The sequence below is a fragment of the Bradyrhizobium sp. CCBAU 11434 genome (assembly GCF_028128895.1).
GTDB classification, from domain to species: Bacteria; Pseudomonadota; Alphaproteobacteria; order Rhizobiales; family Xanthobacteraceae; genus Bradyrhizobium; species Bradyrhizobium zhengyangense.
Map to the genome: position 1 here is coordinate 139,964 of NZ_LBJX01000096.1, position 23,862 is coordinate 163,825.

The window sequence follows — 23,862 nt, forward strand, 5'->3', positions numbered from 1 at the left end:
ATCCAAACTCAACGGTGCAGCCACATGCGGATTGCAAGCAGCAATTGATCGGTGTTGACGGGTTTTGCGAGATAATCGGAGGCTCCTGCCTCCAGGCATTTCTCGCGGTCGCCCTTCATCGCCTTCGCTGTCAGCGCGATGATCGGCAGGCGCAGGAAAGCCGGGTTCTCCCGGATCACGCCGATGGTCTGATAGCCATCCATCTGCGGCATCATGATGTCCATCAGCACGATGGCGATTTCCGGGTTGGATTCGACGAGCGTCACCGCCTCGCGGCCGGTGGTCGCCGTCAGCACCTTCATGCCGCGCCGTTCCAGCACGCTCGACAGCGCGAAGATGTTGCGGGCGTCGTCGTCGACCAGGAGCGCGGTCTTGCCGATCAGGTCCTCGTCGGAACTGTTGAGCTTCTCCAGCATGCGCTGCTTCTCGACCGGTAGCTCGGTGATCACGCGGTGCAGGAACAAAGCGGTCTCGTCGAGCAGGCGCTCGGGCGATTCGACGCCCTTGACCACGATGCTGCGCGCCATGGTGTGGAGCTCGGCATCTTCTTCCGCCGAGAGTTCGCGGCCGGTGAATACGACGACCGGAATGTTAGACAGCGTCTCGTCGCGGCGGATCTGTTCCAGAACCTCGAAGCCGCTCATGTCGGGCAGGCGTAGATCGAGCACCACGCAATCGCACGGCGCCTCGCGAAGTGTCGAGAGTGCGCCCGCGCCGGTATCGGTGGTGACGATCTCGATGTCGTCGTGGTGCAGCAGCTCGCGGATCGACAGCTGCTCGGCCTCGTTGTCCTCGACGATCAGGAGCCGTTTGCGGCGCGGCCTCGCATATTCCTTGATCTGCGTCAGCGCTGCGGCAACGCCCTCGGTCGTCGTCGGCTTGTTGACGAAGGAGAAGGCGCCGCGGGCCAGCGCATGCTGGCGGTCCTCGTCGAGCGTGATGATCTGCACCGGGATGTGGCGCGTCAGCGGATTGTGCTTGAGCTGGCTCAGCACCGTCCATCCGAGCATGTCGGGCAGGAACACGTCGAGCGAAACGGCGCGCGGTTGATACTGTTTCGCCAGTTCAAGCGCCTCTGCGCCGCGCGCGGCGACCAGAACCTTGAAGCCCTTGTCCCGCGCGAGGTCGACCAGAATCCGCGCATAATGCGGGTCGTCCTCCACGATCAAGAGGATGCTGTCGCCGGGCTCGATATTGAGGCGGTCGTCGGGCAGCTGCTCGATGACGCGTTCGGGTGTCGCTGTCGTCGGCTGCAGTGCAGGTGTCTGATTATACTGCTGCGCCGCGGGCGCGCGCGGTGCCAGCGTCGGACCGGAATATTTCAGCGGCAGGTATAGCGTGAAGGTCGAGCCCTTGCCGGGTGCGCTGCGCAGATGGATTTCACCGCCGAGCAGGCTTGCAAGCTCGCGGCTGATCGCAAGGCCAAGACCGGTGCCGCCATATTTGCGGCTGGTGCCGGCGTCCGCCTGCTGGAACGCCTCGAAGATCAGCTTCTGCTTCTCCAGCGGGATGCCGATGCCGGTGTCGGAGACCTCGAACGCGATCACGGCCGGCGCCGAGTTCAGGACCGGGTGATCGGGGCCCCAGCCGCCGAGCGCGCCGGCGACCTTGAGCCGCACTTCGCCTTCGCCGGTGAACTTGAAGGCGTTGGAGAGCAGGTTCTTCAGCACCTGCTGCAGGCGCTTGGAGTCGGTGACGATGCTGCGGGCGAGGTTCGGATCGACGTCGATCTTGAACGACAGATTGCGGTTCTCCGCCTCGTGCCGGAACGGCCGTCCGACCGTCTCGAGCAGGTTGGCGGTGAGGATTTCCTCGGCATCGACAGTCACCGTTCCCGACTCGATCTTGGAGAGATCGAGAATGTCGCTGATGAGATTGAGGAGGTCGGTGCCGGCGCCGTGGATGGTGCGGGCGAACTCGACCTGCTTGGCCGAGAGGTTGCCGTCCGGATTGTCGGTCAGCTGCTGTCCGAGAATCAGGATCGAGTTCAGCGGTGTGCGCAGCTCGTGGCTCATATTGGCGAGGAATTCCGACTTGTACTTCGAGGTCAGCGCGAGCTCGGTCGCCTTTTCCTCGAGCGCGCGGCGGGCCTGCTCGATCTCCTGGTTCTTGCGCTCGACCTCGACATTGCGTTCGGCGAGCTGTTGCGCCTTCTGCTCGAGCTGGTCGTTGGTCTGCTGCAATTCGCGCTGCTGGGTCTGGAGCTCGCCGGCGAGCTGCTGCGATTGCTTGAGCAGGCCTTCGGTCTGCATCGTCGCTTCGATCGAGTTGAGCACGATGCCGATGGAGTCGGTGAGCTGCTCCAGGAACGTCATCTGCGAGGTCGTGAACGAGGTGAGCGAGGCGAGCTCGATCACCGCCTTGACCTGGCCCTCGAACAGCACCGGCAGCACCACGAGGTTCTTCGGCGCGACGCGCAGCAGCGCCGAGTTGATCGGCACCACGTCGGCGGGGATGTCGGCGACGACGCGCGGACGTCGGTCGACCGCGCACTGGCCGATCAGGCCGTCGCCGAATTGCAGCACGCGCTGATAGGGGTAGACGCCGTCGCCGGCATAGGAGGCGAGCAGCAGCAACTGCGGACTGTCTTCGTTCTCGACCTGGTAGATCACGCCGGTGTGGGCGTTCACCAGCGGTGACAGCTCGGTCAGCAGCAACCGGCCGACGGTGGCGAGATCGCGCTGGCCCTGGAGCATGTTGGTGAACTTGGCGAGGTTGGTCTTCAGCCAGTCCTGCTCGGTGTTCAGCTCCGTCGTTAGACGGAGATTCGTGATCATCGTGTTGATGTTGTCTTTGAGCTCGGCGAGCTCGCCGCGGGCATCGACCTGGATCGACGGGGTGAGGTCGCCCTTGGTCACGGCGGTCGCAACTTCCGCGATCGCGCGCACCTGTGAGGTGAGGTTGGCCGCCAGCAGGTTGACGTTGCCGGTGAGGTCCTTCCAGGTGCCGGCTGCGCCGGGCACGTCGGCCTGGCCGCCCAGCCGTCCTTCGACGCCGACCTCGCGCGCCACCGACGACACCTGGTCGGCGAAGGTCGCGAGCGTCTCGGTCATGTTGTTGATGGTGTCGGCGAGCGCCGCGACTTCGCCCTTCGACTTCACGGTGAGGTTCTGCTTGAGGTCGCCGTTGGCGACCGCGGTCACCACCTTGACGATGCCGCGGACCTGCTCGGTGAGGTTCGCCGCCATGAAGTTGACGGTGTCGGTGAGGTCCTTCCAGGTGCCGGCGACGCCAGGCACCTGAGCCTGACCGCCGAGCTCGCCTTCGGTGCCGACTTCGCGGGCGACGCGCGTGACTTCGCCGGCGAAGGCATTGAGCTGGTCCACCATGGTGTTGATGGTGTTTTTCAGCTCGAGGATTTCGCCCTTCACGTCCACGGTGATCTTGCGGGAGAGGTCGCCGCGCGCGACGGCCGTGGTGACCTCGGCGATGTTGCGGACCTGCGTGGTGAGGTTCGCAGCGAGCAGGTTGACGTTGTCGGTGAGGTCCTTCCAGGTGCCGCCGACGCCGGGCACGACCGCCTGACCGCCGAGCCGGCCTTCGGTGCCGACCTCGCGCGCCACGCGCGTCACTTCGGCGGCGAAGGAGCGGAGCTGCTCCACCATGGTGTTGAGGGTGTCCTTCAGCAGCAGGATCTCGCCGCGGACGTCCACCGTGATCTTCTTCGACAAATCGCCGCCGGCGATCGCGGTCGCGACCTCGGCGATGTTGCGGACCTGCGCCGTCAGGTTCGAGGCCATGAAGTTGACGTTATCGGTCAGGTCCTTCCAGGTGCCGGCGACCCCTGGCACTTCGGCCTGGCCGCCCAGCTTGCCTTCGGTGCCGACCTCGCGCGCCACGCGCGTCACTTCGCCGGCGAAACCGTTGAGCTGGTCGACCATGGTGTTGATGGTGTTTTTCAGCTCGAGGATTTCGCCCTTCACGTCCACGGTGATCTTGCGGGAGAGGTCGCCGCGCGCCACGGCGGTGGTGACTTCGGCGATGTTGCGGACCTGGGCGGTGAGGTTGCCCGCCATCGAGTTCACGCTGTCCGTCAGGTCCTTCCACGTGCCGGCGACGCCGGGCACGTTGGCCTGGCCGCCGAGCCGGCCTTCGGTGCCGACCTCGCGCGCCACGCGCGTCACCTCGCCCGCGAAGCGGTTGAGCTGGTCGACCATGGTGTTGAGGGTGTCCTTCAGCTGAAGGATTTCGCCGCGCACGTCCACTGTGATCTTGCGCGAGAGGTCGCCGCCGGCGATGGCGGTCGCGACCTCGGCGATGTTGCGGACCTGGGCGGTGAGGTTGCCCGCCATCGAATTGACGTTGTCGGTGAGGTCCTTCCAGGTGCCGGCGACACCAGGCACCTGCGCCTGACCGCCGAGCTTGCCTTCGGTGCCGACCTCGCGCGCGACGCGGGTGACTTCGCCGGCGAAAGCGTTGAGCTGGTCGACCATGGTGTTGAGCGTTTCCTTCAGCTGAAGGATTTCGCCCGACACGTTCACGGTGATCTTCTTCGACAAATCGCCCTTGGCGACGGCGGTTGCGACTTCGGCGATGTTGCGGACCTGGCCGGTCAGGTTCGAGGCCATCGAGTTGACCGAGTCAGTCAGATCCTTCCAGGTGCCGGCGACGCCGCGCACCTGGGCCTGGCCGCCGAGCTTGCCTTCGGTGCCCACCTCGCGCGCCACGCGCGTCACTTCGCCGGCGAAGGCATTGAGCTGGTCCACCATGGTATTGATGGTGTCCTTCAGCTCCAGAATTTCGCCGCGCACGTCCACCGTGATCTTCTTGGACAGGTCGCCGCCGGCGACCGCCGTCGTCACCTCGGCGATGTTGCGGACCTGCGCCGTCAGGTTCGACGCCATCGAGTTGACGCTTTCCGTCAGGTCCTTCCAGGTGCCGGCGACGCCGAGCACGTTGGCCTGACCGCCGAGCCGACCTTCGGTGCCGACCTCGCGGGCGACGCGCGTCACTTCGCCGGCGAAGGCGTTGAGCTGGTCGACCATGGTGTTGAGCGTTTCCTTCAGCTGAAGGATCTCGCCCGAGACGTTCACCGTGATCTTCTTCGACAGGTCGCCGCCGGCGATGGCGGTCGCGACGTCGGCGATGTTGCGGACCTGCGCGGTCAGGTTCGACGCCATGAAGTTGACGTTGTCGGTCAAGTCCTTCCAGGTGCCGGCCACACCGGGCACCTGGGCCTGGCCGCCGAGCTTGCCTTCGGTGCCGACCTCGCGCGCCACGCGCGTCACTTCCGAGGCGAAGGAGTTGAGCTGGTCCACCATGGTGTTGATGGTGTCCTTCAGCTCCAGGATCTCGCCGCGCACGTCCACGGTGATCTTGCGGGAGAGGTCGCCGCGCGCCACGGCGGTGGTCACGTTGGCGATGTTGCGGACCTGTGCGGTGAGGTTGCCGCACATCGCGTTGACGGAGTCGGTCAGGTCCTTCCACGTGCCGGCAACGCCGGGCACGATGGCCTGGCCGCCGAGCTTGCCGTCGGTGCCGACTTCGCGCGCCACGCGCGTCACTTCCGAGGCGAAGGAGCGCAGCTGATCCACCATCGTGTTGATGGCTTCCTTGAGCTGTAGGATCTCGCCGCGCACGTCCACCGTGATCTTCTTCGACAGGTCGCCGTTGGCGACCGCGATCGTCACCTCGGCGATGTTGCGAACCTGGTTGGTCAGGTTGTTCGCCATCGAGTTGACGCTCTCGGTCAGGTCTTTCCAGACGCCGGTCACTTCAGGCACCTGGGCCTGGCCGCCGAGCTTGCCCTCGGTGCCGACCTCGCGCGCGACACGCGTCACTTCGGAGGTGAACACGCCGAGCTGCTTGATCATCGTGTTGACGATGGTCGCCGATTGCAGGAATTCGCCGCGCAGCGGGCGGCCGTCGACGTCGAGCTTGACGGTCTGAAGCAGGTCGCCCTGCGCCACGGCCGCCACGGCGCGCGTCACCTCGCGCGTCGGCCAGAGCAGATCGTCGATCAGCGTGTTGACGGAGCCTTCCATATCGGCCCAGGAGCCGGAGGCGAGGCCGAACTTGACGCGTTGACGCGTCTTGCCTTCGCGTCCCACCACCTGGCCGACCAGCTCGAGCTGCTGGGCCATGCGCTGGTTGGCTGCGATGATTTCGTTAAACGTGTCGGCGATCTTGCCGTCGATGCCGAGATAGTCGCCGCTCATGCGAACGGAGAAATCGCCGCTGCGCATGGCTTGGAGCGCGAGCAGCAGTTCCTGCCGGGAATCCGGCTCTGAGGTGCCGTTGGGTTTGGGTTTTGGAACGCGACGACCGGACCGTGATGCAGTTCCGGGATCGAGGTCGCTCATACTGATTCCCCCGCAAGCGTCGGCCGAATCCTATGGCGTGACGCGCCTGATCAAACTAGAGCGTCAGCCAAATTCGAAATCAAGCGCCAAGGTTGCGACGCTGGGAATTGGAACCTGCCGTGCTCAGCCCGGTCAAACTAACCGGGAAGGTTATCGAGAGTTCCATCAGATTACCTAAAATTTCTCAGCCCTTAGGGTGGGGCTCGCGCTGTTCCAATTTCGAAACTCCCGCCATCCACTAGGAACGCCGGGAGAGGTCCTGAGGTTAGCCCTGCAAACACAGGGAGAGCGCATATGAAAGCTGGATTGGGCGTCCTCATCGCCGCGTTATTCGCAACGGGATCTGCGCTGGCGCAGGCCGGCGCACCCAGCGGGCGCGGCGCCGCGACCGGAGATCCGGCTGCCAGCTCCGCCACGCCGCATGCGGGTTCGCAGACCACTGGGGCCGCCACCAAGTCGAACCCCAGTGGCAGCGGCACCTCGTCCTCGGGCGGCAAGGACGCCAATGGCGATGCTGGCCGGGACAACATGCCGGGCAGCAATCGCACGGTGCGCCCCATGGATCAGCAGCATCATCCGGAGGACAAGTAGGGCTGCTATTTGTCGGCCATGGTGCGCTCGGCGTCCTTCAACTGCGCGCGCAGCACCGGAAGATGCTCGCGGGCGAAGGCCGCGAGCGCGGGATTGTCAGGCGTCCTCAGATAGCGCTCGAGCAGGTTGATCGCGGACTCGTATTCAGGGATCTGGGCGGCATAGAAGGTTCTCACATAGGCCGGCCCCTCGGCATCATCGGGTTTTGCGAGGTCGATGCCGGCTGACGTCGCCTTGCTCAGACGCGGCTCGGCGCCGATCGCATCCTGGATCTCCTTCAATGCCTTGTCGCGCTTGGCCGCCTCTTCGGCGCGAAGCGCAGCGAGGTTCTTGACTTCCGCATTGCCTTTCAGGTCGGTACTCTCCAACAAGCCTTGCTGGAAGCGGCCGAAGGCGTAGAGGCCGCTGATGACGTCGGTGGCATTGGGAACGCGATCTCCGCGCATTTGCTCGCCGGTGCTGTCGGCAAGCGCCGCGGTGCTGATGAAGGCCAGGATGATCGCGACAAATATCCGCATGGTGATGTAATGACCAGTAGCGTGCAAAGTTCCGGCGGAGGTTACGATCCCGTAAGGGCGGTTGCGGGTGCGGGGTTCCGTACCCAATTCTTGTTCATGAAACAGTCAGACATCTTCAGGGATAACGCTGAGAACTGCCTGCAACTCGCCGAGCGATCGGAAGGGCAGCCGGCCTACAACAGATACTCGCGCATGGCGGATGCCTGGACGGCTTTGGCGAAAGAGCAGGACTGGCTCGATGGCGAAGTCCCGCCCGTCAAGGTCAGCGTCTTGCAAAGCCAGGGCGCCTGATCGCTCTCGTTTTCGTGCGTCTGCGTGTGACACCGCTCACGGAATGAGCTGCAACAATCAACGATCATCCGGGAATAGTCGGTCGCATTGATTTTTCAATTCCAGAAGGAGGTTTTGCGATGGCTCCACGTCTGGCACTTCTCTCACTCATCCTCGCCTTTGGCGTTTCGGTCGCGTTTGCGACGGTGACGACGGTCCGGCAGGTGCATCAGGAAAACGCATCCGTGGCGGTGCACGCGGCGCACAGCTAGCGCCGCGGGCCTCTCGCTCTCGTAGGAACATTCGATGCATGGAAGCGTAAGCGCTTCGAGGCATCGGAAGAAGCGAGAGGACATCATGGCACATTCCGACCACGGCATCGTCAAGGACAAGCGCGCTGAGGATCAGCCGCGCGACAAGCAGCGTGCGCAGACCGTGCACAAGACGGATCAGAACGGTCAGAACGGTTCGCCGTCGCGAGAAGCGACGCGCGATCCCGAGCTCAACGACAACAGCAAGACGCCGGGCTCGGGCATGACGCCGGATGATTCCGGCGCTGCTCCGAGCGGCTAGAATTCACCAGGAACGAATCCTCCCACGAAGAGTCGACTCATTGCTTCCGGTGACATGCCCCCGGTGCTCCGGAAGCAATCTCCAAGGACGGCCCTGGCACCCCCGTGCCGGGGTCGTTTTGTTTATGAGTGGTCCGGGAATCAATCCTCGGCTTCGCCCTCGGGCTTCGTCGGCGTGTGTCCGTCGGGACCGCGGCCGAACACACCAAATTCGCTTGATTTGATGCCTGCTGACGCGCCTACGCTCGTCTCGATGCCCGCGGCCGCGAGCCCGAACTTTAGCAGTTCGCGGACCGCGGCGGCGCGCGTCGGCATGCGGTGCTTGAACCGGAAATCGTCAACTGCGGCCAGCTCTTCCGGAGAAAGCATGACCTGAAGGCGATCGGCGCGAAGGTCATTCATGGTCCATCACGCGAAGTGAGTAAGTTGAGTAGTTTACTCAACGGACGGCGTTGGCGCGAGTTCCCCAAGAGTCCAAAAAATCGCCAGTTGAGTAAAAATACCATGCAAAATCAATAAGTTAATATTGAAACGACTCGCGATCTGGTGCATTCTCTTGGAAAGGGAGATTGGCCATGACGGATGAAGTCAGGTTACCCCGCAAGCTTTCCGAGGAGCGCGAAGGACCAAAGCCGGTGCGCCCCAGCCACCAGAAGGTCATGGAGCAGGTCGAACGCTGGGCCAACAGCCCGGGCCTGCAGCCACCAAGGACAGATGATGCGAAGACGTTCTGAACCCCACACATTCGAACAACGTCTCGAGGCGCAGAGGCTACGGCTTGAAGGCGAGCTGTCGCGACTGCCGGACGGTGGGCAGCGCGACGCCCTCGTGGCCCGCCTCGAACAGTTGCAAAGCGCAGCGGAGATGCACGATTTCCTGATGGTGCGGGAAGCGGCGGTCGCTTCTCGCTGAACGCCCTCAGCGTTTTGCCTGCGTGATGTGAGAGGTGATGCGAAGCTTTCGCCTCAGCCACCACGCAGCCATCGAGACGACAGCCCATACCAGGATGGCGCCCGCGAACGCCCCGATCACGCTTGCCGCAACCAGCGCGTAGAAGGTCGCGGCAAACGTGGCGAGACCAATGCTTCCGAGGCCAGCCCCCGCAGCATCGAGAGCCGCAGCCTGCTGCCCGCGTCGCCGCCCGCCAAGACCAACCTTCTTTTTGGCTCGGCGCTCGTGACTCTCGATCAGCGTCGCGCTGGCGCAGAAGATGGCGGGGAGGGCGAGGAAGAGCCCGCCGATGGCCACGCCAAAGCGCGTGCTGACGAGGCCGGTGAAAACTGTCGCCAATCCGCCGAGCAGGAAACGAATGCCGTACTCGTACCAGCGCGTTTGCCTCAGAGCCGATGATGACAATTTGACCAGCATCACGCCGCCCCTCCGAGACCAGCGAGCAGGCCGAAGGCGACCGCAAGCCAAATGACGGAAGCGATGATCGTGGCAGGCAGCGCCGTGAAGCGAAATCTCATCAGGAGGTGGCAGACCGCGATGCTGTAGCAGGCGAGGGCTGCGGCGCCATAGATCATGGTTCGGCTTTCCGCCGCGGCATATTGGGGGCCGTGTTGAACGACGGCGATGCTCAGCGTCGCCAGCGCCACCGACGGCGCCGCGCCGAACAGGCCAGCAAAGCTCTTGGGCCGCAGCATGTCAGCAAGAATTGCAAATGCGGTCACGATCACGCCGCCGGCGATGAAGCGGACGACATACTCAGTCATGACCGCGCTCGCATTTTCCAGGATCGGTGTTCCACCTTGCCAGCGTCAACGGTCGCAGCATCCGCTCGATGGCGATGCCCAGCGTGAAGCCTGCCACCACATCGCTGGCCCAATGCGCCAGCAGAGCGATGCGGGTCAGCGAGAGTCCTACGGCGATGCCGCGCACGAGACGTCGCCGAGGCGGCGGCAGCAGGCCCGCAGCGGATGCCAGCGCGCCCATATGCACGGCATGGCCTGACGGAAAGGCATCGCGCGCCTGTCCCGAGAACGGGACGCCGCGGCGATGGCCTTGCATCGTCAGCCGATCAGGCCTGACCTGATTGAACGCGGATTTCAGGACGTGAGGAAGGATCGCCGTTACCAGCGACACCGCGAGGATATGGTTGGCCGCACGGCGCTCTTCGGCAGGTCGCATTCTCGCGTACAGCCATCCGGCAGCGGCGAGGGCGAGCAGCACATGCTCGTCCGCGCCCCAGGTCAACGCTTTGGCAGTCTGCTCGAGCTCCGGGTTGGTATGCTCGGCGATCTCATTCGCGATCGCGATATCGGTCCGCGTGGGTTTGACTGTTACTGGCGCCATTGATCCAAGGTCTTGGCGAAAGGTTCTCCATGACAGTTTTGTAAAGCCGAACGATCGATGATCGTTCCCCAAGCTGAGGCGTTACGGTTGGCCCGATCCGCCCGCAGAGCCATAGACCTGGCCGGTCGCATAACTCGCATCGGCCGCGGCAAGCTGCACGTAGATCGAGGCCAGTTCTGCGGGTTGACCAGGGCGACCAAGCGGCGTCATCCCGCCGAACTTTTCTAGCTTCTCCATCGTGGCGCCGCCGGAGACCTGGAGCGGCGTCCAGATCGGTCCTGGCGCAACGCCGTTGACACGAATGCCTTTCGAGGCGAGCTGCTTTGCCAGCGACTTCACGTAGTTCATCGTCGCCGCCTTGGTCTGTGCGTAGTCGTAGAGATCCGGTGAGGGATCGTAAGCCTGCTCGGATGTCGTGCCGATGATACAGGACCCGGGTTTGAGATGCGGCAGCGCCGCCTTGATAATCCAGAATGGCGCGTAGATGTTGGTCTTCATGGTTGCGTCGAAATCCTCCGACGAGACGTCGAGGATGGAGGCGCGCGTCTGCTGGCGTGCCGCGTTGTTGACGATGATGTCGAGACCGCCGAGGCCCTGCACCGTCTGTTCGGCCAGCTTCTTGCAGAACGTTTCGTCCTTGAGGTCGCCGGGGATCGCAAGGGCGGTGCGACCTTCCTTCTTGATCAATGCGATCACCTCCTGCGCGTCGGGCTCCTCCGCCGGCAGATAGTTGATGGCGACGTCGGCGCCTTCGCGCGCATAGGCGATCGCGGCCGCCCGGCCCATGCCGGAATCGCCGCCGGTGATCAGCGCCTTGCGGCCTTTGAGCCGGCCGGAACCTTTGTAACTGCTCTCGCCGTGATCCGGCTGCGGCTCCATCTTGCCGGCGAGGCCGGGCCAGGGCTGCGATTGCTTCTTGAATGGCGGCTTCGGATAGCGGGTGACGGGATCGATCAGGTCCTGCTCGGCCATAGTGCTTCCTTTCGCTGTCGAAGGTGCCAGCGAAGCCGCAGCAAGCGTGGCGCTCGCCGCGCGGACGATTTGCCGGCGGGATATTGCAGTCTTGTTTTGATGTGCCATGAGGGTCTCCGCGAGTTTGCAGTCCAAACCCGCGGAGAGACGCATCGTTGCTATCAAGGGACGCCGGCTGAGCCGATGTCCCCGTAAAAGGTCTTACTTCGACTGCCCGACGCTCGGCGCCCTGCCAAGCTCCTTGGCCATATCGAGATGATGCCTGAGCGCCGGCAGCGTCTTGCCGGCCCAATCCTTCAGCGCGGCATTGTCGCCGCCCTTCGCGTAGCGGTCGAACAGCGAGATCGCATCCTCATGCGCGCTCACCTGGTAGGAGTTGTAGTCCGAGCTGAAGTCCTTGCCGGAGGCGCCCTTGAGCTTGTCGAGCTTGCTCTGGTGCGAGCTATCGAGCGCCGTCGGCAAGGTCGCCTGCACCTTGCCGTCGCTGACGAGCGCCTTGAGCTCGCCGCTGGTCTTGGTGTGATCGGTGACCATTTGCTGCGCAAAGCGCTTCTCCGGCGCATTGCCCTTCTGCTCGGCGAGCTTGCTCGACTCGATCTCGAACATGTCGCTGACGGCGACCTCCTTGACGAAATCTGCGGTCGCAGGCGCGACGCCGAGCGCCGAATTGACGCCGGTCTTCTCGCCGAGCGACTGGGCAAGAGCTGGGCCTGCAAGAAGCATGCAGGCAAAGGTGATGACGGTACGTTTCATGATCCGGTCCCTCTGATTAACCACGCGGCACCTGCCGCGCCGGTCTTTGTGGCGACCAACACAGGTTCGGGACCGAGGTTCCTAATCCGTCGGATGTCGGCCGGTGCGGGGATTGATCGGATCGGTCGGCTTTCGCCGCAGTCGCTCGGGGAGGAACGGCTCGGACGGCGAGGCCGACGGTTCGGCTCGCACGTCGGCATGACGCTGCGCCCGCTCGTGCGGCGTTTGGTTGGTGTTGATCTGACGCTTCACGTCGACGCCGTCGACGGGGTCGTTGACGCCGTGTTGAATGTCGCGAAAGTCGCTCATGGTTCACCTCATTCCTTTCCGGGCAGGATCTTTTCCAGCACCTGCCGTGCTGCGCCCTTGATCACGCCGCTCTCGTTGGGATCGCCCTTCATCAAGGCGAGCGAGAAGTTCTTCGCCTGCTGCAAGGTGATGTGCGGCGGCAGCGGGGGCACCTCGGGATCGGTCTTCACCTCCAACACGACCGGTTTCTCGCTTGCCAGCGCCTGGTCCCAGGCCGAGCCGAGCAGTTGCGGGCTGTCGACGAAGATGCCGGTGAGGCCGATCATCTCCGCGAAGCGCGAATAGGGCACGTCGGGGATGCGCTAGGAGGCCTCGAATTTGGGATCGCCATTGATGATGCGCTGCTCCCAGGTGACCTGGTTGAGATCTTCATTGTTGAAGACGCAGACGACGAAGCGCGGATCGCGCCAGGATCGCCAGTATTTGGCGGCCGTGATCAGCTCGGCCATGTTGTTCATCTGCATGGCGCCGTCGCCGACCAGTGCGATCACGGGGCGGTCAGGATGGGCATATTTCGCGGCCAGCGCGTAAGGCACGGCGGCACCCATCGAGGCGAGGCCGCCGGAGAGCGAGGCCGTCATGCCGCGCCGGATCTTGAGATCGCGCGCAAACCAGTTGGCGCAGGAGCCGGAATCGCTGGTGATGATGGCGTTCTCGGGCAGGCGCGGCGACAGTTCCCAGGCGACGAGCTGCGGATTGATCGGTGCGGCAGGCTGATGCGCGCGGCCGTCCAGCGTTGTCCACCATTTGGCGACGTCATCCGCGATGCCCTTGCGCCAGGCGCCGTCGCTCTTGGGTGCGAGCCGCGGCAGCAGGCTCCGCAAAGTCTCCGCGGCATCGCCGACCAGGCTGACCTCCATGGGGAAGCGGATCGACGTCATGCCGGCGTCGATGTCGATCTGAACGCCGCGCGCGGCACCTTCCTTGGGAAGGAATTCTGCGTAAGGGAAAGCGGAGCCGACCATCAGCAGCGTGTCGCATTCCATCATCATGGTGTAGCTGGGCTCAGTGCCGAGCAAGCCGATCGAGCCAGTCACCCAGGGCAGGTCGTCCGGCAGCGCCGCCTTGCCGAGGAGAGCCTTGGCGCAGCCGGCGGACAGGCGATCGGCGACCGCAATCACTTCGTCAGTGGCGTGCAGTGCGCCGGCACCGATCAGCATCGCGACCTTCTTGCCGGCATTGAGCACCTCCGCGGCACGATCGAGCTCGACGTCGCGCGGCAGCATTCGGGGTGCGCTGTAGCCGACACCGGAATGCAAGGTGCCGTGCGCGCGCGGAGGCCCGTCATAGGGTTCTTCCTGGAGGTCGCTCGGCAGGATGATCGCCGTGGGGGCCCGGCGTGCGAGCGCGATCCGCACCGCGCGGTCGATCAGATGCCGCACTTGGGCGGATGAGGAGGCCTGTGCGACATAGGCGCCGGCAACGTCCTTGAACATCGAGACGAGATCGAGTTCCTGCTGATAGCTCCCGCCCAGCGCGTTTCGCGCCTGCTGACCGACGATCGCCAGCACCGGCTGGTGATCGAGCAGTGCGTCGTAGAGCCCGGTGATGAGATGCGAGGCGCCGGGGCCAGAGGTCGCGATGCAGACGCCAAGCTCGCCGGAGAATTTCGCATAGGCTGACGCCATGAACGCCGCCATCTCCTCGTGGCGGGCCTGCACGAAGCCGATTTTGGTCTCGTCCCTGGCTTCAGCCCGGTTCAGCGCGCCGAACACGCCATTGATGCCATCGCCGGGGTAACCGAAGATGTGACGTACGCCCCATTGATGCAGACGCTGGACGATGAAGTCGGAGACGGTCTCGGACATCGTGGACGGCTCCCGGTTTCCTTGGATGGAAAACCAAGAACAGCGCGTTCCCGGCGATGTTCCTGTTTGGTCGCAGTTGCTTTCGGGAACGATCGCCCTGTCTCGCAAGTTGATCCCCACATCGGCTGAGTGGAGAACAGACATGTTGAATCAAGGCGAGATGGACCGCAGCGAGATGGGCCGTCTGATCGGCAGCGACAAGGTCGAGGGAACATCGGTCTATGGTGCCGATCGCAACCGTATTGGCTCGATCGAGCGCGTAATGATCGACAAGGTCAGCGGCAGGGTGTCCTATGCCGTGCTCGGCTTCGGCGGATTTTTAGGGCTCGGCAACGATCACTATCCGTTGCCCTGGCAGTCGCTGAAATACGACACCGACCTCGGTGGCTATGTCACCGGAATCACCGCCAAGGCGCTCGAAGACGCGCCGAAATTTGGCGAGCGCAGCGACTGGAACTGGAGCGATGACGCCGCCACGCGCGGCATCAATGCCTATTACGGCGTTCCCTTCGCTTGATCCGCGACAGAGAGAGGGAGACCCGATGAGCAAGGAAAAGCCCACCGACGATCCCCGGACTCAGAACGACTGGGGATCGCACGCCCAGACGGACAGGCCCTGGCAGGGCAATCCGGAGAAGGAGCAGAAGTCCGGCGACAAGAAGCCGGACCTGGAGAAATGGCACGAGACCAAGACGCACTGACCCAGTGCGAATGCCATCGGTGAAGCGCGGCGGGAACAGTGCCGCGCTTCTTTTCCGTGCGATGCATTCACGAATGACAGCGGTGCTCCCGCGGGCCGGAACCATGCCTTGAGGCTGCGGTTAGGCTGCCGGCGTGTGCGCACCACGCCAGTCAAAAATCCCGATCGAGGTATTCGCAGTGGATGCTCAAACCCGGGAGCGTGGGCCGTCCGCGGAGCAGCCGCAGAAGGTGGAAGCTCCAAAGACTTCGCCTGATGCCAAGCACGAGACCAAGGAGCAGCCGGCGAAGCCGGACAAGGCTCCGACGCTGCGCGAGCGGATTGCCGAGCATTGGCTGCTCGCAACCGTGGGCGCCATCGTGCTGATCGCGGCTCTGGTCGGCGGGCTGCTCTATTGGCTCCAGGTCCGGCACTACGAATCCACCGACGACGCCTTCGTCGCCGCCCGCAGCTTCTCCGTGACCTCGAAGGTCGGCGGCTACGTGACTGACATCCCGGTGACGGACAATCAGCACGTCAATGCCGGCGATATTCTCGCCAGGATCGACGAGCGCGATTATCGCATCGCCGTCGATCAGGCTCTAGCGCAGGTCGAGGTCTCCAAGGCCAACATCGCCAATGTCGAGGCGCAAATCGATTCGCAAGCGGAGCAGATCAAGCAGGCCCAGGCGCAGCTCGAGCAGGCGCAAGCGCAGCTGCAGTTCTCGCAGGAGGAGTTCAACCGTGCACAAGATTTGGTCGAGAAGGGCGCCGGCACCGTGCAGCGTCAGCAGCAGACCCGCTCCGATCTTCAGTCGCAACAAGCCAACACCGAGCGTAGCAAGACCGCGGTGGCGGTTGCCCAGGTCGGCATCAAGACGCTTCAGGCGCAGCTGGAAGGCGCCAAGGCGCAACTCGAGCAGTCGCAGGCGCAGCTCGATCAGGCCAGGCTCAACCTGCAATATACCGGCGTCGTCGCGGCCCAGTCCGGCCGCGTCGTCAAGCTCTCGGGCGCCAAGGGCACGTTCGTCACGGCGGGGCAGAGCCTGATGATGTTCGTCCCCGACGATGTCTGGATCGTCGCCAATTACAAGGAGACGCAACTCGCCGACATGCGGCCAGGCCAGCCGGTCGAGATCCGCATCGACGCCTATCCCGGGCGCAAGCTGACCGGCCATGTCGATTCCGTGCAGCCGGGCTCCGGCACCGCGTTCAGCCTGCTCCCGGCGGAGAATGCCACCGGCAATTACGTCAAGGTGGTGCAGCGCGTGCCGGTGAAGATCCTGGTCGACACCTGGCCGGCGGATCTGCCCGTTGGCCCTGGCATGTCGGTCGTGCCCTGGACCAAGGTGCGATGACCGACGCCTCGCAAAACGGCGCGTCCACTGGTGCCTGGTCGCCGGAGCGCTCGGCGGCCGGTGGGCACAATCCTTATCTCATCGCTTTCGTGGTCTCGATCGCGACCTTCATGGAGGTGCTCGACACCACCATCGCCAACGTCGCGTTGCGCCACATTGCCGGCGGTCTCGCCGTAGGCATCGACGAGAGCACCTACGTCATCACCAGCTATCTCGTCGCCAACGCCATCGTGCTGTCGATCTCGGGCTGGCTGTCGACAGTGATCGGCCGCAAGCGCTTTTACATGATCTGCGTGGCGACCTTCTCTGTGGCGTCGTTGTTGTGCGGCTTCGCCTGGAATCTCGAGGCGCTGGTGCTGTTCCGCATCCTGCAAGGCCTCGGTGGCGGCGGCATGGCGACCAGCGAGCAGGCGATCCTCGCCGACTCCTTCCCGCCGGCGAAGCGGGGCCAGGCCTTTGCCATCTACGGCGTCGCCGTGGTCGTCGCACCGGTGATCGGTCCGACGCTCGGCGGATGGATCACCGATACCTACAGCTGGCATTGGGTGTTCCTGATCAACGTGCCGATGGGCATGCTCTCGCTGTTCCTGGTCGGTACGCTGGTCAAGGAACCATCGGGTGCGGAGGAGGAGCGGGAGAAGCTGCTGAGCAAGGGCCTGCGGGTCGACTATATCGGCTTCGCGCTGGTCGCCATCGGGCTCGGCTCGCTCGAATACGTGCTCGACGAAGGCCAGCGCAACGACTGGTTCGGCTCCAACCTGATCGTCTTCTTCGCGGTGCTGTCGGCGGTGTCGCTGCTCGCACTGATCCCGTGGGAGCTGACGCGCGAAGAGCCGATCATCGATCTCCGGCTGCTCGGCCGGCGGCAGTTCGCCGCCTGCTTCCTGGTCATGCTCGGCACCGGCGCGGTGCTGATCTCGACCACGCAGATCTTGCCGCAACTGCTCCAGACCGAGCTGAATTATACCGCGCTGCTGGCCGGCCTCGCGTTATCGCCCGGCGGCATTGCAACCTTGATGCTGATGCCCGTGGTCGGCAGGCTCGTCAGCACCGTGCAGCCGAAATATCTCATCATGTTCGGCGCCGCGGTCGTGGCGTTCTCGATGTGGCATCTGACCGGGCTCAATGGCGACATCACCTACGGCTACGCGGCGCTGGCCCGCATCTTCCTCGCCATCGGTCTTCCCTTCCTGTTCCTGCCGGTGACGACCGCCTCCTATGACGGCGTGCCGCCTGACAAGACCAACCAGGCCTCCGCGCTGATCAACGTCGCCCGCAATATCGGTGGCTCCATGGGTGTGGCGCTGGCGCAGACGATCCTTGCGCAGCGCCAGCAATTCCATCAGAGCCGCCTGATCGAACACGCAGCGCCCTCCGACCTCGGCTACCAGCAGACCATCGACGCGATGACGCGCTACTTCCAGGCCCAGGGCTCGAACGCGAGCGATGCTGCCTCGCAGGCTGTCTCCTGGGTCGGCAAAACCCTCCAACAGCAGGTCGACTTCCTCGCTTATATCGACGTGTTCTGGACGCTCGCGATCGTCGCCGTGCTGATGATTCCGACCGCAGCCGTGCTGCGCCCGATCGATCTCGGCGCGCCGGCGCGGGGACACTAGGCTGCGTCAGCGCCTCGTCGCCCCGGCCCCGCATGCACATGCACCTGCTTGGCATGCAGCGGCTCGCCGCATTCCGAGCACACCATCACGGGATCGAACTGCTTGCCGCAACTCTTGTGCTCGTGCAGCAGCGGGCGGCCGCGCTCGTCGCCCATGTGGGTGTCGCCCCAATGCACCATCGCCATGATAACAGGATAGAGGTCGAGGCCCTTCTGCGTCAGGATGTATTCGTAGCGCTTCGGCGCCTCGGAATAGGGGACGCGGCGCAGGATGCCGAAGCGGACCAGCTTCTTCAGCCGTTCGGATAGCAGATGCCGCGTGATCTGGAGCGAGGACTGAAACGCCTCGAAGCGGCGCACGCGCAGAAAACATTCGCGCAGGATCAAGAGCGTCCAGCGGTCGCCGACCACGGCGACGGTGCGGGCGAGAGAGCAGGGCTCCTCCTCCAGCGTATCCCATTTCATGATCCTGTCTCCGCCACGGCTTGGTCAGTCAGAAAAAGGAACTGACTTGAATGATCAGCGCAATTTGCGCCATAGGCTAACATTCGGCAGGGAAGTTTGACAGTTCTATTTTAGAACTATAGCCTCCAGCTCAATCATACGCTCACCGGAGGAGGCGACCTTGCCCAAGCGAAACGCGACCGCGGCCGTGATCGGCGCCGGCGATTTCATCGGCTCCGAGATTGCCAAGAAATTTGCTGCCGAGGGCTTCACTGTCTTTGCCGGTCGCCGCAACGGCGACAAGCTCGCGCCGCTGGTAAAGGACATCGAAGCTGCCGGCGGCGAGATCCACGCGCGCTCGCTGGACGCGCGGAAAGAGGAGGAGGTCATCTCCTTCCTCACCGATGCCGACAAGCATGCGCCGCTGGAAGTCTGCATCTTCAATGTCGGCGCCAACGTCAATTTCCCTGTTCTCGACACCACCGAGCGCGTGTTTCGGAAAGTGTGGGAGATGGCCTGCTATTCCGGCTTTCTCGCGGGGCGCGAAGCGGCGCGGCTGATGCTGCCGCGCGGTGGCGGCAACATCTTCTTCACCGGTGCGACGGCAAGCTTGCGCGGCGGCAGTGGCTTTGCCGCCTTTGCCAGCGCCAAGTTTGGCTTGCGCGCCGTGGCGCAGGCGATGGCGCGCGAGCTCGGGCCGAAGAATATCCACGTCGCCCATCTCATCATCGATTCCGGGGTCGATACCGAATGGGTGCGGCAGCGCCGTCTCGAGGCGCTCGGCCCCAACGCGCTCGACAATCCTGATCTGCTGATGCCGCCGTCGGCCGTCGCCGATTCCTATTGGCAGCTCTATCAGCAGCCGAAGAGTGCCTGGACCTTCGAAATGGAGATCCGCCCCTTCGGCGAGAAATGGTGACCGCGGCGCAAGACTGCGGCTAGACTGATCCGCAATACAAACCGAAATCCGGGAGGCGACCTACGTGAAGACCGCGATCACCGAACTGTTCGGCATCGAGCATCCCATCATCCAGGGCGGCATGCATTTCGTCGGCTTTGCCGAGCTGGCTGCGGCCGTCTCCAATGCCGGCGGGCTCGGCATCATCACCGGTCTCACACAGAAGACGCCGGAGCTGCTGGCCAAGGAGATCGCGCGCTGCCGCGACATGACGGACAAGCCGTTCGGCGTGAACCTCACCTTCCTGCCGACTTTCGCGGCGCCGCCCTATCCGGAATATATCGCCGCCATCGTCGAGGGTGGCATCAAGGCGGTGGAGACCGCGGGCCGCAGCCCGGAGCAATACATGCCGGCGCTGAAAGCGGCCGGCATCAAGGTGATCCACAAATGCACCTCGGTGCGGCATTCGCTGAAGGCCGAGCGGATCGGCTGCGACGCCGTCAGCGTCGACGGCTTCGAGTGCGGCGGCCATCCCGGCGAGGACGACATTCCCAATATGATCCTGCTGCCGCGCGCGGCGGAGGAATTGAAGATCCCGTTCGTGGCCTCCGGCGGCATGGCCGACGGGCGCAGCCTCGTCGCAGCCCTGTCGCTCGGCGCGGCCGGCATGAACATGGGCACGCGTTTCATCGCCACCAAGGAAGCGCCGGTCCATCAGAACGTGAAGAACGCGCTGGTCGCGGCGACCGAGCTCGACACCCGCCTGATCATGCGCGCCCTGCGCAACACCGAGCGGGTGCTGAAGAACGCCAATGTCGATCGCTTGCTCGAGATCGAGCGCACGAAGGGCGACAAGCTCACGATCGACGACATCCACGACCAGGTCGCAGGCGTCTATCCCAAGATCATGCTGGAGGGGCAGATGGATGCCGGCGCCTGGAGCTGCGGCATGGTCGCAGGTCTCATCCACGACATCCCCAGCTGCAAGGAATTGGTCGATCGCATCATGGCGGAGGCGGAACAAATCATCCGTAACAGGCTGATCGGGTTCCTGGATGGGACGGGTGCGACGCAAAAGGTCGCCTGACACCGCCAAACTTCTTAACCACGGCCGCATCTGGCCGCTGGAAATGCACGCGGCGCCTCCTAAATAGGAGTAAATTACTCTTTAACAATCATTTCAGGAGGCGTCCGTGGTCCTGAAAAGCGTTCCCTTTGCGGTTGCCATTGCCCTCGTGCTCGCAGTGGGCGGTATCGCGCGCGCTGACGACTACAAGCCTGACGAATATCTCGGTCTCGATCTCTCCAAGGCCGTGCTGTCGCCGAAGCGGCTCGGGCCCGAAACGCAATTCGCCCCTGTTGCGATGGAAGCGAAGGGCGGTAACGAGGCGCAAGCTCGTGCAGAACCGGTCGACGTGCCGAAGAAGGTCGCGGCCGAACGCGTGCACGTCTCAGAACCGAAGATCGCTCACAGCAAGAGCACACAGCCGCGCGGCGCCGCCCGAACCAAGCTCGCGCATCGCCACGGCAATCCGCTGGACGCGCAGGCGATGGACACGCGCATCCAGACCTGGCCCTGCCGTTCCGGCGGCATCTGCAACTGGAAACACTGACGCGCTTCTCTTCGCCTCTCCCCGCGTGCGGGGAGAGGCCGGAATGCGTGCGCAGCGCGGATTCCGGGTGAGGGGGACTCTCCGCGAGTCCAACTCCCAGCGTGATCGCGGATAGCGCCCCTCACCCCAACCCTCTCCCCGTAAGAACGGGGCGAGGGAGCACGGCGGCTCGCGGCTGCATCCGGCCCGTCACCTCCCCGTCGCAAAACCGTAGGCCCCGAGTCAGGAAACCGTAAGCTCGTCGTCAAACGACGCAGGCACCTTCCGTCGCGATTCGACGAAGGTTTCCTTGATGGCAACGCACCGCGCTTCGCGCGCATGGACCCGGCGGCAGTTCCTGGTTCGCTCCACATCCTCTCTCGCCATCGCCTCGCTCGCAAAACCCGGCATCAGCCGCGCCGCCGATCGGCCGCAGATCGCGGGCGGCATCCAGTCCGGCGATATCTCGGACGGCTCGGCCGTGATCTGGGCGCGCGCCGACCGGCCCGCCCGGATGCAGGTGGAGTGTTCGACCGTCGAGAGCTTCAAGACCATCATCGCCTCGGCGTCAACTGATGCTCTGCCGGACGCAGACTTCACCGCAAAGCTTTTGCTCGACGACCTGCCGCCCGGGCAGGACATCTTCTATCGCGTGCGCTTCGACGACATCGCGACCGGCATCGCCGGCGAAAGCCGCATCGGCCATTTCCGCACCGCGCCGGCCGCCGGCCAGTCGATTTCGTTCCTGTGGTCGGGCGACGTCGCGGGGCAGGGCTGGGGCATCGACATCTCGCGCGGCGGCTATCGCAGCTATCGCACCATGCTCGACAACAGACCGGATTTCTTCATTCACTCCGGCGATCACATCTATGCGGACTGCACGATTCCCTCGGAGCAGAAGCTGCCGAACGGCGAGATCTGGCGCAACGTCGTGACCGAGGAGAAATCGGAGGTCGCGCACACGCTGGCGCAATTCCGTGGCAACTACAAATACAATCATATCGACGCGCATTTTCGCGCCTTCCACGCCGAGGTGCCGATGTTCGCGCAATGGGATGATCACGAGGTCACCAACGATTGGTCGCCCAAGGGTAGCTATGACGAGGCCGGCTTTGAGGACGACGGCACGCCGCGCCTGGTCGCGCGCGCCCGCCGCGCCTTCTTCGACTTCATGCCGATCAGGGATCTCGGCCCGCGGCAGGGGCGGGTGTATCGCAAGATCGCCTACGGGCCGCTGCTCGACGTCTTCATGATCGACATGCGCAGCTATCGCGACGACACCTGGAACAAGGGCGGCGATCATCGCGGCTGGATTCTCGGCGCCGAGCAGCTTGCCTGGCTGAAGCGCGAGCTCGCCGCCTCGCGGGCGACCTGGAAGGTGATTGCAGCCGATTTGCCGATCGGCCTGATCAGTCTCGATGCCGTCGCGCTCGGCGATGGGCCGCCTGACCGGCGCGAGCACGAGATCGCCGATCTGCTCGGCTCGATCAAGCGCGCCGGTGTCCGCAACGTCGTCTGGCTCACCGCCGACATGCACTACACCGCCGCGCATTACTACGATCCGAACAAGGCGCAATTCCAGGATTTCGAGCCGTTCTGGGAGTTCGTTTCCGGTCCGCTCCATGCCGGCACCTGGGGCCCCGGCGAGCTCGACAACACGTTCGGCCCCGTGGCGATGTACCGGAATGGCTGCAGCGAAGCCCAGGGCGAGAATCTGGCGCCGTGTTTTGGCCTGCAATTCTTCGGCCGGGTCGACATCGATGGCGTGAGCGGCGTGATGACGGTGACCTTGAAGGACGTCGACAATCGCGACCTCTGGTCGGTCGACATCATGCCTCAACCGCAGGCGCGTCCCGCGGTGGTGGCGCAGCATTTGTGAGGAGTGCTAACCCGATCTTGATTGGCCGTCCCGCGCCAGCCGCGCTATGATGCCCGTTCCCGCCACCTCTTTTCCCTCACCGAAGAGTCTGCTCACGCGGCATCGCCGCGCGCATCCGGCGGGCTGAAATGCCTCAGGGAGCCTGTTCTATGGACAATCTGAAAACACAGGGCATCAGCATGCCCAAGCTCGGCCTCGGGACCTTCCGCATGCAGGGCGATGTCTGCCGTGAAGCGGTCGAGAGCGCGCTGTCGATCGGCTATCGCCACATCGACACCGCAGAAATGTATGCCAACGAGGAGGCGATCGGCGCCGCGCTCGCCGCTAGCTCCGTGCCGCGCGGCGAGCTGCACATCACGACCAAGGTGTGGCACGAGAATCTCAGCCCGGATGCGATCCGCCGCGCCTTCGACGCCAGCCTGAAGAAGCTCGGGCTCGACCATGTCGACCTCTATCTCGTTCACTGGCCGTCGAGATCGGCGAACTGGGGCGCGGTGTTCGAGACCTTGATGAAGCTGAAGGAGGAGGGGCGGACGCGGGCGATCGGCGTTGCCAATTTCACCACGGCGCTGCTCAAGATCGCGGTCGAGGACATCAAGGCGCCGATCGCCTGCAACCAGGTCGAATATCACGCGATGCTGGATCAATCGAAGGTGCTGGCCTATCTCAGGGCGAAGTCGATCCCGCTGGTCGCCTATTGCCCGCTGGCGCAGGGACGCTTTGCCACCGACCCGGTGCTCGCCGAGATCGGCGCCAAGCACAATGCGAGCGCGGCTCAGGTCGCATTGAAATGGCTGCTCGACCAGGACGGCGTCGCCGCGATCCCGAAGGCGTCACGCCGCGAGAGCCAGCAGGCCAATCTGGATGCGCTGAAGATCGAGTTGGATGATGCCGATCGCAAGAAGATCGCCGCGCTGCCGAAGGACAGGCGCTGCGTCAATCCCGGCTTCGGGCCTGAGTGGGATTAGGGCGTGTACCGATAAAGGCGCCGATGTCGGCTTTCGGGA

The 23,862-nt window shown here is 64.1% G+C and carries 24 protein-coding genes and 1 pseudogene; 14 read left to right on the forward strand and 11 right to left on the reverse strand.

Annotated elements, in window-relative coordinates; genetic code table 11:
- Window positions 1–8: 8 nt before the first annotated feature.
- Window positions 9–6,302: a HAMP domain-containing protein gene (locus tag XI06_RS27485; RefSeq protein ID WP_237870287.1), complete on the reverse strand. Its 6,294-nt coding sequence runs from the start codon at window positions 6,300–6,302 to the stop codon at window positions 9–11.
- 294 nt (window positions 6,303–6,596) lie between these two features.
- On the opposite strand from XI06_RS27485, the gene XI06_RS27490 reads away from it, so the two are divergent.
- Window positions 6,597–6,893: a hypothetical protein gene (locus XI06_RS27490; RefSeq protein WP_237870289.1), complete on the forward strand. Its 297-nt coding sequence runs from the start codon at window positions 6,597–6,599 to the stop codon at window positions 6,891–6,893.
- 5 nt (window positions 6,894–6,898) lie between these two features.
- On the opposite strand, the gene XI06_RS27495 is transcribed toward XI06_RS27490, so the two are convergent.
- Entirely contained in the window at window positions 6,899–7,411 is a 513-nt protein-coding gene (locus tag XI06_RS27495) for a DUF4142 domain-containing protein (protein ID WP_237870291.1), read from the reverse strand.
- Between the two features lie 96 nt (window positions 7,412–7,507).
- Between XI06_RS27495 and XI06_RS27500 the strand changes: the two genes are divergently transcribed.
- The 3 genes from XI06_RS27500 to XI06_RS27510 all read left to right on the forward strand — a co-directional run bounded on the left by XI06_RS27500 (window position 7,508) and on the right by XI06_RS27510 (window position 8,254).
- Window positions 7,508–7,702 (forward strand): hypothetical protein, encoded by a 195-nt coding sequence (locus tag XI06_RS27500; RefSeq protein WP_237863443.1) that lies wholly within the window; start codon window positions 7,508–7,510, stop codon window positions 7,700–7,702.
- 119 nt (window positions 7,703–7,821) lie between these two features.
- A complete protein-coding gene (locus XI06_RS27505; RefSeq protein ID WP_271606962.1) occupies window positions 7,822–7,953 on the forward strand; it encodes a hypothetical protein in 132 nt (43 codons plus the stop codon).
- Window positions 7,954–8,038: 85 nt separating this feature from the next.
- Window positions 8,039–8,254, forward strand: a complete 216-nt coding sequence (locus XI06_RS27510; protein WP_237870293.1) for a hypothetical protein — start codon at window positions 8,039–8,041, stop codon at window positions 8,252–8,254.
- Window positions 8,255–8,394: 140 nt separating this feature from the next.
- Here XI06_RS27510 and XI06_RS27515 read toward each other — a convergent pair whose 3' ends face one another.
- Window positions 8,395–8,655 carry a hypothetical protein gene (locus XI06_RS27515; protein ID WP_237863445.1) on the reverse strand — a complete coding sequence of 87 codons (261 nt, stop codon included), beginning with the start codon at window positions 8,653–8,655 and terminating at the stop codon, window positions 8,395–8,397.
- 173 nt (window positions 8,656–8,828) lie between these two features.
- Between XI06_RS27515 and XI06_RS27520 the strand changes: the two genes are divergently transcribed.
- Complete coding sequence (locus XI06_RS27520) at window positions 8,829–8,987, forward strand: hypothetical protein (protein ID WP_237863446.1); 159 nt, start codon at window positions 8,829–8,831, stop codon at window positions 8,985–8,987.
- 184 nt (window positions 8,988–9,171) lie between these two features.
- Here XI06_RS27520 and XI06_RS27525 read toward each other — a convergent pair whose 3' ends face one another.
- The 7 genes and pseudogenes from XI06_RS27525 to XI06_RS27555 all read right to left on the reverse strand — a co-directional run bounded on the left by XI06_RS27525 (window position 9,172) and on the right by XI06_RS27555 (window position 14,390).
- Complete coding sequence (locus XI06_RS27525; protein ID WP_237870698.1) at window positions 9,172–9,621, reverse strand: DUF3147 family protein; 450 nt, start codon at window positions 9,619–9,621, stop codon at window positions 9,172–9,174.
- Window positions 9,621–9,968: a DUF3147 family protein gene (locus XI06_RS27530; RefSeq protein ID WP_237863448.1), complete on the reverse strand. Its 348-nt coding sequence runs from the start codon at window positions 9,966–9,968 to the stop codon at window positions 9,621–9,623. The genes XI06_RS27525 and XI06_RS27530 overlap by 1 nt, the downstream gene beginning before the upstream one ends.
- Window positions 9,961–10,548 (reverse strand): phosphatase PAP2 family protein, encoded by a 588-nt coding sequence (locus XI06_RS27535; protein ID WP_237870295.1) that lies wholly within the window; start codon window positions 10,546–10,548, stop codon window positions 9,961–9,963. The genes XI06_RS27530 and XI06_RS27535 overlap by 8 nt, the downstream gene beginning before the upstream one ends.
- 81 nt (window positions 10,549–10,629) lie before the next feature.
- Window positions 10,630–11,520: an SDR family oxidoreductase gene (locus XI06_RS27540; protein ID WP_237870297.1), complete on the reverse strand. Its 891-nt coding sequence runs from the start codon at window positions 11,518–11,520 to the stop codon at window positions 10,630–10,632.
- 201 nt (window positions 11,521–11,721) lie between these two features.
- The gene (locus XI06_RS27545; RefSeq protein WP_271606963.1) at window positions 11,722–12,273 is read right to left on the reverse strand and encodes a DUF4142 domain-containing protein; all 552 of its coding nucleotides are present in this window, start codon (window positions 12,271–12,273) and stop codon (window positions 11,722–11,724) included.
- An 81-nt stretch (window positions 12,274–12,354) separates the two neighbouring features.
- Window positions 12,355–12,582 (reverse strand): hypothetical protein, encoded by a 228-nt coding sequence (locus tag XI06_RS27550; RefSeq protein WP_128953211.1) that lies wholly within the window; start codon window positions 12,580–12,582, stop codon window positions 12,355–12,357.
- Window positions 12,583–12,590: 8 nt separating this feature from the next.
- Window positions 12,591–14,390, reverse strand: a pseudogene (locus XI06_RS27555) (thiamine pyrophosphate-requiring protein).
- Window positions 14,391–14,532: 142 nt separating this feature from the next.
- Between XI06_RS27555 and XI06_RS27560 the strand changes: the two are divergent.
- From XI06_RS27560 to XI06_RS27575, 4 genes are all read left to right on the forward strand, one after another.
- On the forward strand, window positions 14,533–14,907 hold the full coding sequence (locus tag XI06_RS27560) for a PRC-barrel domain-containing protein (RefSeq protein ID WP_237863452.1): 375 nt from the start codon (window positions 14,533–14,535) through the stop codon (window positions 14,905–14,907).
- A gap of 25 nt (window positions 14,908–14,932) precedes the next feature.
- The gene (locus tag XI06_RS27565) at window positions 14,933–15,091 is read left to right on the forward strand and encodes a hypothetical protein (RefSeq protein ID WP_237863453.1); all 159 of its coding nucleotides are present in this window, start codon (window positions 14,933–14,935) and stop codon (window positions 15,089–15,091) included.
- Between the two features lie 178 nt (window positions 15,092–15,269).
- Complete coding sequence (locus XI06_RS27570; protein ID WP_237870300.1) at window positions 15,270–16,427, forward strand: HlyD family secretion protein; 1,158 nt, start codon at window positions 15,270–15,272, stop codon at window positions 16,425–16,427.
- On the forward strand, window positions 16,424–18,043 hold the full coding sequence (locus XI06_RS27575) for a DHA2 family efflux MFS transporter permease subunit (protein ID WP_271606964.1): 1,620 nt from the start codon (window positions 16,424–16,426) through the stop codon (window positions 18,041–18,043). The genes XI06_RS27570 and XI06_RS27575 overlap by 4 nt, the downstream gene beginning before the upstream one ends.
- Here XI06_RS27575 and XI06_RS27580 read toward each other — a convergent pair.
- The gene (locus XI06_RS27580) at window positions 18,040–18,507 is read right to left on the reverse strand and encodes a winged helix-turn-helix transcriptional regulator (protein ID WP_237889475.1); all 468 of its coding nucleotides are present in this window, start codon (window positions 18,505–18,507) and stop codon (window positions 18,040–18,042) included. The genes XI06_RS27575 and XI06_RS27580 overlap by 4 nt on opposite strands.
- Window positions 18,508–18,667: 160 nt before the next feature.
- Here XI06_RS27580 and XI06_RS27585 point away from each other — a divergent pair, with 160 nt between their 5' ends.
- From XI06_RS27585 to XI06_RS27605, 5 genes are all read left to right on the forward strand, one after another.
- On the forward strand, window positions 18,668–19,405 hold the full coding sequence (locus tag XI06_RS27585) for an SDR family oxidoreductase (protein ID WP_237889477.1): 738 nt from the start codon (window positions 18,668–18,670) through the stop codon (window positions 19,403–19,405).
- Window positions 19,406–19,469: 64 nt separating this feature from the next.
- Window positions 19,470–20,471 carry an NAD(P)H-dependent flavin oxidoreductase gene (locus XI06_RS27590; RefSeq protein ID WP_237863458.1) on the forward strand — a complete coding sequence of 334 codons (1,002 nt, stop codon included), beginning with the start codon at window positions 19,470–19,472 and terminating at the stop codon, window positions 20,469–20,471.
- A gap of 106 nt (window positions 20,472–20,577) precedes the next feature.
- A complete protein-coding gene (locus XI06_RS27595) occupies window positions 20,578–20,997 on the forward strand; it encodes a hypothetical protein (protein ID WP_237863459.1) in 420 nt (139 codons plus the stop codon).
- A 292-nt stretch (window positions 20,998–21,289) separates the two neighbouring features.
- Window positions 21,290–22,855, forward strand: a complete 1,566-nt coding sequence (locus XI06_RS27600) for an alkaline phosphatase D family protein (protein ID WP_271606965.1) — start codon at window positions 21,290–21,292, stop codon at window positions 22,853–22,855.
- Window positions 22,856–23,004: 149 nt separating this feature from the next.
- On the forward strand, window positions 23,005–23,823 hold the full coding sequence (locus XI06_RS27605) for an aldo/keto reductase (RefSeq protein ID WP_237863461.1): 819 nt from the start codon (window positions 23,005–23,007) through the stop codon (window positions 23,821–23,823).
- Window positions 23,824–23,862 lie beyond the last annotated feature (39 nt).